We start from the raw sequence: 14,549 nt of genomic DNA, 5'->3' as shown, positions 1-14,549 counted from the left end.
TTCTTTTTCTGCAAACGGGAGCAGGGTCTTGGCGACCACGATGATCACCACGCTGGACAGGTCTTCAAGAGCGGCCGCGCGCGGCCTCAGCGACATTTCGATCCGGAATCTCTTCATCATCCCGACGGTCCTGTTCCTGATCGTCTTCAACATCTTTCCGCTGATCTATTCGCTCGGCTATTCCTTCACCGACTTTCGCGCGTCGACCAATGCGCCGGCGAACTTCGTCGGGCTGCAGAACTATCGCGACCTGCTCAACGATCCCTATGTGTGGTCCAACTTCGCCATCACTGCGAAATACGTCATCATCTCGGTCGCCGGACAGTTGCTTGTCGGCTTCGGCGTGGCGATGCTGCTCAACCGCGACATTCCGATGAAGGGGTTGCTGACGACGCTTTTGCTGCTGCCGATGATGCTGTCGATGGCCGTCGTCGGCCTGTTCTGGAAGCTGCTCTACGACCCGTCTTTCGGCATCATCAACTATGCGCTTGGCCTCGGTACCTTCGAATGGCTGTCGGATCCGAAGATGGCACTCTATGCCGTTGCGCTGACCGACATCTGGATGTGGTCGCCCTTCGTCATGCTGTTGTCGCTGGCCGGCCTGTCGGCGGTGCCGAAGCATCTCTACGAAGCCGCCGCGATCGACCGCGCGGGGCCGTTCTACACCTTCTTCCGCATCACGCTGCCGCTGGTCGCGCCGATCCTGATGATCGCCGTCATCTTCCGCACCATGGAAGCGTTCAAGACCTTCGATCTCGCCTACATCCTGACCAGCCAGCCGACGGCCGAGCTGATCTCGATCCGGCTCTACAAGATGGCGTTTCAGGAATGGCAGACCGGGCGCTCCTGCGCACTGGCCTACATCGTGCTGATCATGGTGTTGGCGATCACCAACATCTACGTCAAATACCTCAACAAGGTGAAGGAGCGCTGAGATGGCCGCCGTCCGCACTTCTTCCGAAATCGGCTTCAACCGCGTCGCCATCGTGGCGGTGCTGGTGGTGACAATCATCTTCCTGGCACCGATCTACTGGATCGCCTCGACGGCGTTCAAGCCGCGCAACCTCGCCACCACCATCCCGCCGACCGTCGTCTTCCAGCCGGAAATATCGCCGTTCGTGAAGCTGTTCACCAAGCGCTCGCAAATGCGCAGCCCACCGTCGCCGGAAGAGTATGCGGCGGCTCCGTGGTGGGAGCGCGTCGTCTTCGACGGCGGCGAGAAGATCGTGCGCGACGGCAAGGGCCAGGTGCAGTGGTCGGGATATCCGAGCCGCTTCCTGAACTCGCTGATCATCGCCATCACCTCGACGGTGCTGGCGGTCGGCATGGGAACGTTCACCGCCTATGGCTTCTCGCGCTTCAAGGTGAAGGGCGAGGCTGACCTTTTGTTCTTCATCCTGTCGACGCGCATGCTGCCCCCGGTGGTGGTGGCGATCCCGATGTTCCTGATGTACCGGGCTGTCGGCCTCAACGATTCCCATGTCGGCCTGATCATCCTCTACACCGCCTTCAACCTGTCCTTCTCGGTGTGGCTGATGAAGGGCTTCATGGACGAGATCCCGAAGGAATATGAGGAGGCTGCGCTGGTCGACGGCTACACGCGCATGGAGGCCTTCTTCAAGATCGTGCTGCCGGAGGCCGCCACCGGCATCGCCGCCACCGCCGTGTTCTGCTTCATCACGGCATGGAACGAATATGCCTTCGCGCTGATCATGACCAACCGCCGCGCCCAGACCGCGCCGCCCTTCATCCCCAGCCAGGTCGGCTCCGGCCTGCCGGACTGGACGGTGATCGCCGCCGGAACCTTCCTGTTCCTGCTGCCGGTCGCGATCTTCACCTTCCTGCTCCGCAACCATCTGTTGCGTGGCATGTCCTTCGGAGCGATCCGCAAATGAGCTTTCGCGCCATCAACCAGAAATACCTGGAGCCCGGATCGCAGATTCTCATGGTGCTCGGCATCGTCGCACTCTGCCAGCCCTGGAACATGTTGCTGCACACATATGGCCTGACCATCATCCTGATCGGGCTGATCGGCTTCAACATCACCTCGAAGATCGCACCGGAAGAAAAAGCCGGCACGGGACAGATGCGAAATCCGGGAGCACAGCATTGACCCAGATCGAGCTTCGCGGTGTCCAGAAATTCTTCGGCGCCGTCCAGGTCATCAAGGACCTGAACCTCAAGATCAGCGACAACGAGTTCATCGTGCTGCTCGGCCAGTCTGGCTGCGGCAAGACGACGACGTTGCGCGCCATCGCCGGGCTGGAGACGATCGACGAGGGCGACATCCTCATCGACGGCAAACCCATCCAGCATCTGAAGGCCGCCGATCGCGACATTGCCATGGTCTTCCAGTCGTTTTCGCTCTACCCGCATATGAGCGTCTACGAGAACATCGCCTTCCCCTTGCGCGCCACGCGCAAGAGCAAAAGCGAGATCGACCAGGAAGTGCGTTCGGTCGCCAAGACGCTGCAGATATCGGACCTGCTCGGCAAGAAACCGTCCGCGCTTTCAGGTGGCGACATGCAGCGCGTCGCCATCGGCCGGGCGCTGGTGCGGCGGCCCAAGGCGATGCTGATGGACGAGCCGATCGGCGCGCTCGACGCCAAGCTGCGCGAGGAGATGCGGGCCGAGATCAAGCGGCTGCACATCAAGCAGGGTTCGACCACCATCTATGTCACCCACGACCAGATCGAGGCGATGAGCCTCGCCGACCGCATCGTCATCATGCATGAAGGCGTGCTGCAGCAGGTCGGCTCGCCGGACGAGGTCTATTCGCGCCCGGCCAATCTGTTCGTGGCGCAATTCGTCGGCAGCCCGGTGATGAACGTCGCCGACGCGGCGGTCGCCGAAACGGCTTCGTCGGTCTCGGTGACGGTCGGTGGAACTGCCGCCGGCTTCGAGTTCCCGCGGGCGCTGCTGTCGAAGCTCAACGGCCATGCCGGTGGCCAGCTGGCGCTCGGCATCCGGCCGGAGGGCGTTCTCATTCGCCACGATGCGGCGGAAGGGTTCCTGCCGGTCGAGACTCAGATCGTCGAGCCGCTCGGCTCCTTCGACATCGTCGACCTCAAGGTCGGTTCCAAGATGCTGCGCGCGCGTACCAAGAGCGGCTTCGTCAGCGGTCCCGGCGAGAAGGTGTTCGCCAGGATCGATCCGGCCCAGGCGCACTTCTTCGACGCGGCAAGCGGTAAGTCGTTGGGGGTGAGACTGTGATGGCCGAAGGCCGCGAAGAGCCAACGATCTGGCTTTTCGAACAGTCGAACGCCCGAAGCCATAGCGGAGGGCAGGCCGCCCCCGAGCAGAATCGAGACAACTGACCATGGCCCATATCCAGCTCAAGAACATCTCGAAGACATTCGGAAATCATACCGCGCTGACCGGGCTCGATCTCGACATCGCCGATGGCGAATTCTTCGTGCTGCTGGGCGAGACGGGCGCCGGCAAGACGACGACGCTGCGGCTGATCGCCGGCCTCGAGAAGCCGAGCGAAGGCCAGGTCTTCATCGATGGCGTCGACGTCGCCGACTGGGGAGCGGCCGAGCGCGACGTGGCGCTGGTGCTGCAGCAATACTCGCTCTATCCACGCTACACGGTGCGCGAGAACCTCGAATTCCCGCTGAAGCCGAAGATCCGCCGGCTGCCCGACGCCGAGATCAAGGACCGCGTCGACCGCGCCGCCCGCACGCTGAGGATCGAGCATCTGCTCGACCGCAAGACCGACCGGCTGTCCGGCGGTGAGATGCAGCGCGTGTCTATCGGCCGCGCCATCGTGCGCAAGCCGCGCGTGTTCCTGATGGACGAGCCCCTGTCGGCGCTCGACGCGAAGCTGCGCGAGGCGCTGCGCACGGAACTCAAGAACCTGCAGATGCAGCTCGGCGCCACCTTCCTGTTCGTCACCCACGACCAGATCGAGGCGATGTCGATGGGCGACAAGGTCGGCGTCTTGAACCATGGCCGCATCGTCCAGACTGGCACGCCGCACGAAATCTACAACAATCCACGCGACACCTACGTGGCAAGCTTCGTCGGCTCGCCGCCCATGAACCTCATCGACGGCAGGCTGGTGAATGGCCGCGCGGTGATGGCGCCGCTGAACTTCGAACTACCTTTTTCAGGGGGAGCCAAGGCGAGCGGCGCGACCGATGGTCGCCCGCTCGTCTTCGGCGTTCGTCCCGAGGACGTCTATCTCGAAAGCGGCGCGCCGGTCGAGGCGCGTGTCCACGACGTCGAGAACCACGGCGTCGAGAAGATCCTGACGCTGCGCGTCGGCGACGCGACGCTGCGCGCCACGGTGCCAGCCAGGACCGATGTCGCCATCGAGCAGGCTGTGCGCTTTGCCTGGAACCCGGACAAGGTGGTGCTGTTCGACAAGGGCAGTGGTGTCAGCCTGCGGCACGCCGGGTAGGGCGTCCCGACTGCCCACTTGGCGCGGACTCCGACTGCTTTAACCGGCCTGCCGGATATCAGCCTGTTCCTCGGCGCGCAGGTGGCTGGGCGCCGAGCCGATGACGCGCTTGAAGGCGCGGCTGAAAGCAGCATCCGATTCATACCCGAGACGTGCGGCAACGACTGATATTTTCATCCGGTCGCGAACCAGCCATTGTCGCGCCTGATGCATCCTGACTTGGGTGACATATTTCGCTGGCGTTTCACCGACGATGGTTGCGAAACGCTCGGCAAATCCCGAACGCGAGGCTCCCATCATCCTGGCCAGCGAGTCGACCGTCCAGTCGTGGTCGGGTTCGAGATGGATGGCAGCCAGCACGCGGCCTATGTCGCGGTCCCTGACCGCCGCAATCCAGCCAGACGAGTCCCCGCAGCCTCGTTCGACCCATGAGCGGATGACAGTGGCGGCCAGCACATCGGCCAGCCGCGCCAGAATGCCGCCGGAGCCGACGCGCTCCATCGTCACTTCGCGCGCCATCGCCTCCAGCAGATGTGGAATGCCGGGTTCGTAGGCTTCGAGTTCATGCGTGCGCATCACATCCGGCATCATGCCGAGCAAGGGATGCAGGCCGTCGAGGTTGAAATACATGCTGGCGCAGAACAGCAGTGTGCCCGGCTGGCAGTCCTTGTCGCACATCTCCGCATTCGACGTGCAGAAGACGTCCTTGCAGACCTCCTCGCGCTTGTAGCTGTGAATTGGCCAGGCCTGCGCGCCAGGTTCGCTGGCCAGCACATGGGCAGCGCCTCGCGGCAACAGCACGGCATCGCCGGCATTGAGCTCAACCCACTCGCCGGACGGCTGCTTCAGCCAGCACCCTCTGCGGCCGACGAAGTGAAACCGGGCGGCGGGATGAGCAGGGAACTGGATGCCCCAGGGCTCTTTCAGCTCGCAGCGGCCATACTCGACACCGTCGAGACGCAGCCCGCGCAGAATGTCCGTGAGCGGGTCGCCAGTGACCGGAATTTTGGACGAACGGTCAAACATAACGGTGTTTCTAGCATGGAAACTCCAGGCCGTCACTCCCTATGTTGCAGTGCAGCCAAATGTTGCGCCGCAAATAAATCGAGACCGGACCCCCGTAGCCAAGCCGCGACGGCAAGGCATGTAACGGGTGGAGCCCCAGTCGGTCATTGCCTATGTGGCGCTGCAAACAGATCGGAGACTGACCATGGCCGAACCCGTGACGGGCGTTATCGACGCCACACTTTTGACCCCTGCCGATTCCGACGAACGAACCGAGCCGGCATGGGGTGCCGTGGTCTCGCTGGCGCTCGGGGTGTTTGGCCTGGTGACGGCGGAATTCCTGCCCGCCAGCCTGCTGACGCCGATGGCGCGCGATCTCGGCGTCACCGAAGGCGTAGCCGGACAAGCCGTGACGGCAACCGCGATCGTCGGCGCCATTGCGGCACCGACCATGGCCATCATCACCCGGCGCATGGACCGCAGGCTGGTGATGTGGATGCTGACGTCATTCCTGATCCTGTCGAACCTCCTGGCCACCTTTGCCTCGTCGCTCACCATGCTGCTGCTTGCCCGCGTCGTCCTCGGCGTGGCGCTCGGCGGTTTCTGGGCGATGTCGGCTGCCATGGCGCTGCGCCTGGTGCCGATGCGGCTGATGCCGCGCGCCATGTCGATCATCCTGACCGGCGTTTCGCTGGCCACAGTCACCGCTGCCCCGGTCGGCGCCTATGTCGGCGACATCTGGGGCTGGCGCACGGCGTTCATGATCGCCACCGTGGTCGGCGCGCTGGCACTGCTGGTGCAACTGGCCACCATTCCGAAATTGCCTCCAGCGGGCGTGGCGAGCTTCCGCACCTTGCTCGATGTGCTGGAGCGGCCGTCTATCAGGGTGGCGCTGCTGGTCGTGCTGCTGGTTGCGTCGGGACACTTTGCCGGCTTCACCTATGTCCGCCCCTTCCTCGAGAAGGTCCCTCTGCTCGACATCGAGACGATCTCGCTGGTACTGCTGGCCTATGGCATTGGTGGCTTTTTCGGCAATGTCGCCGGCGGCATCGTCGCCGAACGCAACCTCAAGGCCGCGGTCGCTTTGGCGCCGCTGTTGATTGCACTGGCCGCAGCCTCGATGCTGGTCTTCGGCGCATCGCCAACGGTCGCCGCGGCCGCTGTCGCTGCATGGGGCTTTGCTTTCGGCGCGGTGCCGGTCGGGCTGCAGAGCTGGCTGGTGCGGGCCGCACCCGACCAGGCCGAAAGTGCGGGCGGACTGATGGTGGCGACATTCCAGGTGGCGATTGCGCTGGGCGCCGTGTTCGGCGGCCTGCTGGTCGACCATGCCGGCGTGGCCAGCGCGTTTGCCTATTGCGGCGCGGCGACCTTGCTGGCGGCGATCGTCGTGTTTCTGCGCGGCCCGAAGCAGGCCGAGTAGTCTCCTCCCAACGGGGCGACATAGACAAGGGTTCCAGATATTGCGCAGCGGCCCGAGAACCTTCCCGGTTTTCGGGCCGCTGCCGTTGTGATGGCAGCTACGAGCGAACTCAAACCGCGCGCCCGTCGAAGTCGAAGACCTGCAGGGTGGAAGGGTCGAGATCGGCGACGCAGTGGATGTTGACATAGGCAGTGCGCTCGCTGCCTTCGCGGACATCCTCGGCGAAGGGATGGATTCCGCAGGTGCGGCAGAAACGGTGTGCGATGGTGTGACCGCCGAATGTGTAGATGCCCAAATCATCGCCCCAGGCCAGAACCCGCAGCGTCTGGTGCGGGATGGCACACAACAGCGCGCCCTTGCGCGAGCAGATCGAGCAATTGCACCGCACGGCGACGGTCAGCTCAGCCTTGAACTCGAAGGCGACCTTGCCGCAGTGACAGCTGCCTTTGTAGAGCATCGGGTTATTCCCTCCATCCGGCAGGTGCAAAACCGCCTGCGCCGGGGTAAGTCTCGGCAAGCCATGCAACTGGCTTCCACCCTTAAGACGTTCAACACGTCCGGAGTCCGACACCGACAATGCAACCCGTCCGGGATCATCTCGAAATCATCCTCGCGCGCCTCGCCGCCCGTGCCGGTGAGGAGCGCGTGTTCACGAGAATTTACGCGGAACCCGCGCGGGCCGCGGCTGACGCCAGCGATGCCCGCAAGCGGGCGGGTGTGACGCTCGGACCGCTCGACGGAACCATTGTCTCGATCAAGGATCTGTTCGATATCGCCGGCGAACCAACCACGGCCGGCTCGCTGATGCGCAGGACCGCGACGCCCGCCCCGCGTGACGCCGCCATCGTCAGCCGGCTGCGGCAGGCCGGCGCGGTGATCATCGGCAAGACCAACATGACCGAATTCGCCTTCACCGCGATCAGCGACAACCAGCATTACGGCACGCCCGGAAATGCGGCGGATGCCAGCCGCATTGCGGGCGGTTCCTCCTCGGGTGCCGGCGTTTCAGTGGGCGAGGGGACGAGCGAGATATCCATCGGTTCCGACACCGGCGGTTCGGTGCGTATCCCGGCATCGCTCAACGGCGTCGTCGGCTTCAAGCCGACGGCGCGGCGGGTGCCGCTTACCGGCGCCTTCCCGTTGTCCGCCACACTGGACTCGATCGGTCCGCTTGCCCGAACCGTCGCCCAGTGCGCTGTCGCCGACGCGGTGATGGCCGGCGAGGTGCCGACCACGCTGGCGCCGATTCCGCTTGCCGGACTTCGCGTCGGCATCCCGCGAGGCGTTCTTTTCGGAGACACGGAAGGCAAGGTCGCGGCGGCATTCGAGCACTGTCTCGGCAAGCTCGAACTGGCCGGTGCTCGGGTCACGGACCTGCCGATAGACGATCTGCTTGCGGATATGCGCGCGGCGACCAAGCGTGGCTCGATCGCCGCCATGGAAGGGGCCGAAGTGCATGCCGACTGGCTGGCGACAGGGGCATCGGTGCCGGTCGACCCACATGTCAGCGGGCCTTTGTCGCGGGCGGCCATGCTGCCGGCGCCGGTCTATATCAGGGCACTGCGGCGCCGTACCGCGCTCGCCGCCGCCATGGACGAGCGGCTGGCATCGGTCGATGTGCTGGCGCTGCCAACCACGCCGGTGACGGCGCCCACCATCGTTTCCATGGCCGAGGATGCCGAACTGCGTGATCGCACCGAAGGCCTGCTCTTGCGCAACACACAGGTCGCCAACCAGTTCGACCTCTGCGCGATCTCGCTGCCGATGCCTGATATGGCGCTGCCGGCCGGACTGATGCTGGTCGCGCGCAACGGCCATGACCGTCGCCTGTTGCGCATCGCAGCGGAAGTGCAGAGGCTGTTCTGACGAGCAGTGTACCCGCAGATCAGCAATCAGTGCGCCGCGCAGCGCCTGCGCTCGGCTTTGTCAGAGGCGCGTTCGATGCGGGTAACGACCAGCATGGACGGCTCGCTCGGCTCACCGCGATGCTGGATCGATCCTCTTACGACGAGCTTTCCCGCGTAGAGCTTGTCGGAAGTATCGGGTGCGACTCTGTCTTGCAGCGGCAATTCGGTGGTGTTGAGTGCCACGCCTTTGACGATCTTGCCGGTGACCAGATCTAGAGCGTTACCCGAGGGGCAAGGGGCTCTGAAGCAGACAATCCCATTGCTGCAGTAGACATATTCGCTGCTTTCTGCCGCAGCGAGCGATGGCGAGATGCAGATCAATGCGATGGCAACAGTCAGACGTGCAAGGCGAAGATCGGACATGGCTGCAACGTCGTGGAGAATTGAGGCGAAACCGCGATGCGCTACGGGTTGGCCGGAAACCGCCGCCGGTAATGATCGACCACTTCCGGATTGCGCAGATTGACCGGCAGTTTATTGGCCAGCACGAGCAAGGCCTCGCCAGCCGCGCCGACGCCCATGCGCATCATCGATTCCTCGGTGATCCCGGCCATATGCGGGGTGATGATGACGTTGTCGAAGCCGAAATAGGGATGATTGGGCGGCAGCGGCTGCGTCGAAAACACGTCGAGCGCGGCACCGCCGATGCGGCCTTTCCGCAAGGCCTCGATCAACGCGTCGTCGTCGACGACCGGTCCGCGCGAAACGTTGATCAGCAGCGCATTGGGTTTCATACGCGCGATGCGTTCGCGGCTGATCAGGCCGCGCGTCTCCGGCGTCAGCGGGCAACACAGGACGATGATGTCGCTTTGTTCGACCAGCGCGTCGATCGACAGGAAGCCGACCTTCTCAGGCGCAGGCTGCATGCTGCGCGTGGTTGCCACCACCTTCAGGTCGAAGCCGTGCGCCGCGATATGGCCGACGGCCTGGCCGACGGCGCCGAGGCCGACAATGCCGATCGTCTTGCCGGCAAGCTCGCTGTTGGAATTGGCGTGCTCGCGGCCGGCGAGCCAGCCTTTCGTGCGCAGGTCGCGGTCGACCCTGCGGAAGTTGCGCAGCAACGCGAGGGCCGCAAACATGACGTGTTCGGCAACCGAGCGGGCATTGACCGCCGGCACATTGGCCACCAGCACGCCGGCCGCGAAAGCCGCTTCCATCGGGATCATGTCGAGCCCGGCGCCATGGCGGATCGCGGCCCGCAGCTTCACTGCACCCTCGAACAGCGCCGGCGGCAGGGGCGCGCGCACGATGACGATGTCGGCATTCTTCGCCTCGGCGGCAAGCGTGGCTGGATCGAGGGCGGAAGCAACGACAAGCTCACCGGCGCCGGCCAGCATCGCCGAGGCGCGCGGATGCAGCGGATGAGTCGACAGGATCCTTGGCACGGTCAGGCCTTTTCGAGCGTAGGGCTTGCGGGCGCAACCGCTTTGCCGCCCTCGATAAGGCCCTTCCAGTAGCTCTCCGCGCCTTGCAGATGGGCGCTCATCAGCGCCTGGGCGAGGTTGCCGTCGCGGCGCAGCAGCGCCTCATAGATCTGGATGTGCTCGGCATGCGAGCGCACGCTGCGCTCGGGGTCGTTGAAATAGATCGGCAGGCGCTGTTCGCCCATCATGTAGTAGACGCTGCAGACATTGTGGAAGACGCTGTTCTTGGTGGCGCGGACGATCTCGAGGTGAAACTCGCGGTCCTCTTTGGCAAGACCTTCGCCTGTGGCGATGCGGTCTTCCGAAGCTTTCAGGATTTCGCGCAGCCGTTCGAAATTCTCCTCGGTGGCGCGCGAACAGGCAAGCTCGGCGGCCTTGATTTCGTGGATCTTGCGCAATTCGACCGTCTCGTAGATCTGGATCGGGTCGAGCGGCAGGCCGGCGCGCGCGAACAGCGCCATCGCTTCGACGCTGGCCTGCTTGGTGTCGATGTAGATGCCGGATTTGGCACGGCGCTCGACGATGCGCATGGCCTCGAGAATGGCGAGCGCCTCGCGGATCTGGCCGCGGCTGACGCCGAAATGCTCCGCCAGCTCGCGTTCCGACGGCGTTCGGCCGGTCTCCTTGTCCGAATGGGAGAACAGGTAGGCGGCGAGTTCCGCGAGAAGGTTCTTTTCTTTCATTGTCAATCGCGTTGCGCGTGCGCCTCCAGGAACCGTTCCGAAATGGTGAACCCCAGACCCGGCTTTTCCGGGATCGCTACCATACCGTCCCTTGCTTCGACAGTCTCTTCGATCAGATCATGGATCATCGGGTTGGCGCCGAGCGAATATTCAACGGTGAAACTCGACGGCGACGCGGCACAAACGTGCAGCCCGGCGAAAAAGCAGGGTGCGCCGGCCCACAGATGCGGGGCAAAACGCAGGTTGAAGGCGCTGGCGATGGTGCCGATCTTCATCGCCTCGCTGATACCGCCGCAGAAGGCAGGATCCGGCTGGAAGATGTCGGCGGCCTTGAGCACGGCGAGGTCGCGGAAGGCATAGCGCGTCGCTTCGCTTTCGCCGGTGGCGATCGGAATGGGGCCGGACGCGCGCACTTCAGCCATGCCCGGCTTGTCGTCGGCGATGATCGGCTCCTCAAACCAGGCGAGATCCAAGTCGTTGACGAGATGGATGAAGCGCTTGGCTTCGGCCACCGTGTAGGTTCCATGCGCGTCGACCATCAACTCGACATCGGGACCCAGCGCCTGCCTCGCGGCGCGGACGCGCGCGGCTGAAACATGCGCGGCGCCGTCCATGGCGCCGACCCGCATCTTCAGCGCCCTGAAGCCGCCCCTGGCGATGTAGGACTTCAATTGCTCGCCGATGGCCTCGGCGGGCGCCCAGCCGCCGGACGCATAGGCCGGCATGCGATCGAGCTTGCGGCCGCCGAGCAGCCGCCAGACCGGAACCCCAAGCGATTTGCCCAGAATGTCCCACAACGCGATGTCGACCGCGCTGATCGCGGCGACGCTCATGCCGCGCCGCGCCAGCTGCGGCATGGCGTGGCCGGCGCGCGCGGCACTGTCGTGGCGCACGCCATTGTAGAGCATCTCCCAGATGATGCCGATATCGGCCGGATCGCGGCCGATCAGTTGCGGCCCGACCTCATGGTTGAGCATGTGGACAAGGGCGCCGTAGCTGCCGGCGCTGCCGGCGGCGTTCTTGCCTTCGCCCCAGCCGACCAGCCCGTCATCGGTCTCGATGCGCAGGATGGCGGCGTCAAAGGTCGTCACCTGACCGAAATCGCTGCGGTGTTGCCGTGCGGCTTCGATCGGGATGCGGACCCACCAGGCTTGGACGGTCTTGATACGCATGGCCTTCCCCAGCCCTGCCGCCGGTCGGGGCGGAAGGGCAAATTCCCCAACAGCAGTCGACTACTTGATCAGCGGCAGCAACGTTTCGGCGGTGATGCGCATCTGGTCGGTGTAGAATTTCTCCGTCAGCACGCTCGATCCGTGATCCTGGATGAACTTCAGCTGTTCGGGCGAGATGTCGACCGGATGGCGCTCGACCATGTCGGGATAGGGCGCGGCCGGCGTGCGGTCGACCGGTGCCACGAACTCGTTGGTCAGCGCACCGTCGTAGCCGACCTCCTTCAACGTGGCGACGATCTTCGGCCAGTCGATCTGGCCGAGGCCGGCGGCAAAGCGGTTGTTGTCGGCGACATGGAAGTCGAACAGGCGCTTTCCGACCTGACGGATCGCGTCGTAGACGTTAAATTCTTCCATATGGATATGGTAGGCGTCGAGGCAGACGCCGCATTCGGGGCTGACCGCGTCGGCCAGCGCCAGGGCCTGGGCGCCGCGGTTGAACAGGTAGGTCTCGAAGCGGTTCAGCGGTTCGACGGCGATCTTGACGCCGACCTTCTTGGCGTGAGTGAAGCATTCGCGGGTCGCGTCGACGACCCACTTCCATTCTTCTTCCTCGGTGCCATCCGGCACCACCTTGCCGACGGTGGCCGGAACCAGCGTGATGATCTCGCCGTCGAGTTCGCTGACCATGGTCAGCACGTCCTTGACATACTGAACGGAGCGTTCGCGCTGGCCCTGGTTCTTGGCGGCGAGGTTGCGCTCGCCCAGCATCAGCGTCACCGCGCCCCAGCAGCGAATGCCATGTTCCTTGAGGAGCGCGCGTGTCTCCCTGGTCTTGTACTGCTCGGGCTCGCCGGAAATCTCGATCGACTCATAGCCGAATTTCTTGATGCGCTTGAGCGTCGTCTCCAGGGGTTCCGCGCGCATCCAGTTGTGCGTCGAAAGATGCATGGTCTGTCCTTCCCAAATTCGCCAGTATGGTTCGCCTGCGACATGCATCGCCGAAAGGCGACGCATGGGTTCCTCCCCAAGGCATCCCCAGCCTTTTCTCGCAAACTGGTTCGACCAATTGGGCCTCAACCGAGGTCTACAGCAAATTCTTCGGGACGGCAAGAAGTGCGGGAATGCAACTTTTGGTTGGGGTTATTTCATTGATTATATTGGAATATACCGCGTCTTTTCACGTGTTCGGATGGCTCCTGTGACACATCGCGAGGCTTGACCAAGTCGTCACATTTGGTAATACCAGAATGATGGCGTGTACAAGCGCTGGTGTGAAAAGACCAAAGTGGCTGGCCCTGCTTCCAATCGGCGCTATGCTTGGTCGCGACAAAACGAGGGAGGATGCCGATGCCGACAACGATGAAGGGCCCTGGGCTGTTTCTGGCGCAGTTCGCGGGCGATGCCGCGCCGTTCAATTCACTGGCCGCGATCACCAAATGGGCGGCCGGCCTCGGCTACAAGGGCGTGCAGATCCCGACCTGGGACGGGCGGCTTTTCGATCTCAAGAAGGCGGCCTCCTCCAAGACCTATTGCGACGAGGTCAGGGGCATCTGCGCCGAGGCCGGCGTCGAGATCACCGAACTGTCGACGCACCTGCAGGGGCAATTGGTGGCGGTGCATCCGGCCTATGACGCGCAGTTCGACGGCTTTGCGCCGGCTTCGGTGCACAACAATCCCAAGGCACGGCAGAAATGGGCGGTCGAACAGATGAAGTTCGGCGCCAAGGCCTCGAAGAATCTTGGCCTCAAGACCTCGGTATCCTTTTCCGGCGCGTTAGCCTTCCCTTACCTTTATCCCTGGCCGCAACGGCCGGCCGGCCTGATCGAGGAGGCGTTCGCCGAACTCGGCAAGCGATGGAAGCCGATCCTGGATGTCTATGAGGACAATGGCGTCGATGTCGGCTACGAAATCCATCCCGGCGAGGACGTGTTCGACGGCGCGACCTTCGAGATGTTCCTCGATGCGGTCGGCGGCCACAGACGCTGCAACATCAACTACGATCCGTCGCACTTCCTGTTGCAGCAGCTCGACTATCTCGAATTCATCGACATCTATCACGAGCGCATCAAGGCCTTCCACGTCAAGGACGCCGAGTTCAACCCGACCGGCCGGCAAGGCGTCTATTCCGGCTACCAGAGCTGGACCGACCGGGCCGGCCGCTTCCGCTCGCTCGGCGACGGGCAAGTGGATTTCGGCGGTATCTTTTCCAAGCTCACCCAATACAATTATGATTCCTGGGCGGTGCTGGAGTGGGAGTGCTGCCTGAAGCATCCGGAGGACGGCGCGGCCGAAGGCGCACCCTTCATCCAGCACCACATCATCCGGGTGACGGAAAAGGCATTCGACGATTTTGCCGGCGGCGCCACCGACAAGAAGGTGCTGCGCGCCATGATGGGAATCTAACGCTGCTTTCCCTCCCCCTTGAGGGGAGGGTGGCCCGAAGGGCCGGGTGGGGTCGGTTCATGCCGAGCTCTGCCTCCACGACCCCACCCGGTCCGCTGCGCGGATCAACCTCCCCTCAAAGGGGAGGTGA

15 protein-coding genes are annotated in these 14,549 nt (G+C 63.7%); 8 read left to right on the top strand and 7 right to left on the bottom strand.

Going from position 1 to position 14,549, the window contains the following annotated elements; genetic code table 11:
• The first annotated feature begins 28 nt into the window (after nt 1-28).
• From NR193_RS15505 to NR193_RS15485, 5 genes are all read left to right on the top strand, one after another.
• Entirely contained in the window at nt 29-934 is a 906-nt protein-coding gene (locus NR193_RS15505; protein WP_091583477.1) for a carbohydrate ABC transporter permease, read from the top strand.
• 1 nt (nt 935) lies between these two features.
• Complete coding sequence (locus tag NR193_RS15500; RefSeq protein WP_256751677.1) at nt 936-1,895, top strand: carbohydrate ABC transporter permease; 960 nt, start codon at nt 936-938, stop codon at nt 1,893-1,895.
• Nucleotides 1,892-2,113 carry a hypothetical protein gene (locus NR193_RS15495; RefSeq protein WP_256751676.1) on the top strand — a complete coding sequence of 74 codons (222 nt, stop codon included), beginning with the start codon at nt 1,892-1,894 and terminating at the stop codon, nt 2,111-2,113. Before NR193_RS15500 ends, NR193_RS15495 begins: the two co-directional genes overlap by 4 nt.
• Nucleotides 2,110-3,213, top strand: coding sequence for an ABC transporter ATP-binding protein (locus tag NR193_RS15490; protein WP_256751675.1), 1,104 nt, complete (start codon nt 2,110-2,112; stop codon nt 3,211-3,213). Before NR193_RS15495 ends, NR193_RS15490 begins: the two co-directional genes overlap by 4 nt.
• Before the next feature lie 106 nt (nt 3,214-3,319).
• A complete protein-coding gene (locus NR193_RS15485; RefSeq protein WP_256751674.1) occupies nt 3,320-4,405 on the top strand; it encodes an ABC transporter ATP-binding protein in 1,086 nt (361 codons plus the stop codon).
• A 39-nt stretch (nt 4,406-4,444) separates the two neighbouring features.
• Here the strand turns inward: NR193_RS15485 and NR193_RS15480 are convergent, their stop codons facing one another.
• Entirely contained in the window at nt 4,445-5,431 is a 987-nt protein-coding gene (locus NR193_RS15480) for an AraC family transcriptional regulator (protein WP_256751673.1), read from the bottom strand.
• 184 nt (nt 5,432-5,615) lie between these two features.
• Between NR193_RS15480 and NR193_RS15475 the strand changes: the two genes are divergently transcribed.
• Nucleotides 5,616-6,830: an MFS transporter gene (locus NR193_RS15475; RefSeq protein ID WP_256751672.1), complete on the top strand. Its 1,215-nt coding sequence runs from the start codon at nt 5,616-5,618 to the stop codon at nt 6,828-6,830.
• A gap of 109 nt (nt 6,831-6,939) precedes the next feature.
• Here the strand turns inward: NR193_RS15475 and NR193_RS15470 are convergent, their stop codons facing one another.
• On the bottom strand, nt 6,940-7,287 hold the full coding sequence (locus tag NR193_RS15470; RefSeq protein ID WP_256751671.1) for a GFA family protein: 348 nt from the start codon (nt 7,285-7,287) through the stop codon (nt 6,940-6,942).
• Between the two features lie 119 nt (nt 7,288-7,406).
• Between NR193_RS15470 and NR193_RS15465 the strand changes: the two genes are divergently transcribed.
• Nucleotides 7,407-8,696, top strand: coding sequence for an amidase (locus NR193_RS15465; RefSeq protein ID WP_256751670.1), 1,290 nt, complete (start codon nt 7,407-7,409; stop codon nt 8,694-8,696).
• Nucleotides 8,697-8,722: 26 nt separating this feature from the next.
• On the opposite strand, the gene NR193_RS15460 is transcribed toward NR193_RS15465, so the two are convergent.
• The 5 genes from NR193_RS15460 to NR193_RS15440 are packed head-to-tail and all read right to left on the bottom strand — an operon-like array spanning nt 8,723 to nt 12,964.
• The gene (locus NR193_RS15460; RefSeq protein ID WP_256751669.1) at nt 8,723-9,100 is read right to left on the bottom strand and encodes a hypothetical protein; all 378 of its coding nucleotides are present in this window, start codon (nt 9,098-9,100) and stop codon (nt 8,723-8,725) included.
• Nucleotides 9,101-9,141: 41 nt separating this feature from the next.
• Complete coding sequence (locus tag NR193_RS15455) at nt 9,142-10,122, bottom strand: hydroxyacid dehydrogenase (protein ID WP_256751668.1); 981 nt, start codon at nt 10,120-10,122, stop codon at nt 9,142-9,144.
• 2 nt (nt 10,123-10,124) lie between these two features.
• Complete coding sequence (locus NR193_RS15450) at nt 10,125-10,844, bottom strand: FadR/GntR family transcriptional regulator (protein WP_256751667.1); 720 nt, start codon at nt 10,842-10,844, stop codon at nt 10,125-10,127.
• A 2-nt stretch (nt 10,845-10,846) separates the two neighbouring features.
• Nucleotides 10,847-12,016 (bottom strand): mandelate racemase/muconate lactonizing enzyme family protein, encoded by a 1,170-nt coding sequence (locus tag NR193_RS15445; RefSeq protein ID WP_256751666.1) that lies wholly within the window; start codon nt 12,014-12,016, stop codon nt 10,847-10,849.
• A 60-nt stretch (nt 12,017-12,076) separates the two neighbouring features.
• Nucleotides 12,077-12,964 carry a sugar phosphate isomerase/epimerase gene (locus NR193_RS15440; protein WP_256751665.1) on the bottom strand — a complete coding sequence of 296 codons (888 nt, stop codon included), beginning with the start codon at nt 12,962-12,964 and terminating at the stop codon, nt 12,077-12,079.
• A gap of 399 nt (nt 12,965-13,363) precedes the next feature.
• On the opposite strand from NR193_RS15440, the gene NR193_RS15435 reads away from it, so the two are divergent.
• On the top strand, nt 13,364-14,419 hold the full coding sequence (locus NR193_RS15435) for a sugar phosphate isomerase/epimerase (protein WP_256751664.1): 1,056 nt from the start codon (nt 13,364-13,366) through the stop codon (nt 14,417-14,419).
• The last annotated feature ends 130 nt before the right edge of the window (nt 14,420-14,549 follow it).

It is taken from the genome of Mesorhizobium sp. Mes31 (genome assembly GCF_024519675.1).
GTDB lineage: Bacteria > Pseudomonadota > Alphaproteobacteria > Rhizobiales > Rhizobiaceae > Mesorhizobium.
Note: the sequence above shows the minus strand (reverse complement) of the source record. Positions and strands in the feature narration are given on the sequence as shown.

Coding starts and splice junctions, on each gene's coding strand:
- NR193_RS15500 (WP_256751677.1), top strand. CDS start 936: ATGGCCGCCGTCCGCACTTCTTCCGAAATCGGCTTCAACCGCGTCGCC.
- NR193_RS15495 (WP_256751676.1), top strand. CDS start 1,892: ATGAGCTTTCGCGCCATCAACCAGAAATACCTGGAGCCCGGATCGCAG.
- NR193_RS15485 (WP_256751674.1), top strand. CDS start 3,320: ATGGCCCATATCCAGCTCAAGAACATCTCGAAGACATTCGGAAATCAT.
- NR193_RS15480 (WP_256751673.1), bottom strand. CDS start 5,431: ATGTTTGACCGTTCGTCCAAAATTCCGGTCACTGGCGACCCGCTCACG.
- NR193_RS15475 (WP_256751672.1), top strand. CDS start 5,616: ATGGCCGAACCCGTGACGGGCGTTATCGACGCCACACTTTTGACCCCT.
- NR193_RS15470 (WP_256751671.1), bottom strand. CDS start 7,287: ATGCTCTACAAAGGCAGCTGTCACTGCGGCAAGGTCGCCTTCGAGTTC.
- NR193_RS15465 (WP_256751670.1), top strand. CDS start 7,407: ATGCAACCCGTCCGGGATCATCTCGAAATCATCCTCGCGCGCCTCGCC.
- NR193_RS15460 (WP_256751669.1), bottom strand. CDS start 9,100: ATGTCCGATCTTCGCCTTGCACGTCTGACTGTTGCCATCGCATTGATC.
- NR193_RS15450 (WP_256751667.1), bottom strand. CDS start 10,844: ATGAAAGAAAAGAACCTTCTCGCGGAACTCGCCGCCTACCTGTTCTCC.
- NR193_RS15445 (WP_256751666.1), bottom strand. CDS start 12,016: ATGCGTATCAAGACCGTCCAAGCCTGGTGGGTCCGCATCCCGATCGAA.
- NR193_RS15440 (WP_256751665.1), bottom strand. CDS start 12,964: ATGCATCTTTCGACGCACAACTGGATGCGCGCGGAACCCCTGGAGACG.
- NR193_RS15435 (WP_256751664.1), top strand. CDS start 13,364: ATGCCGACAACGATGAAGGGCCCTGGGCTGTTTCTGGCGCAGTTCGCG.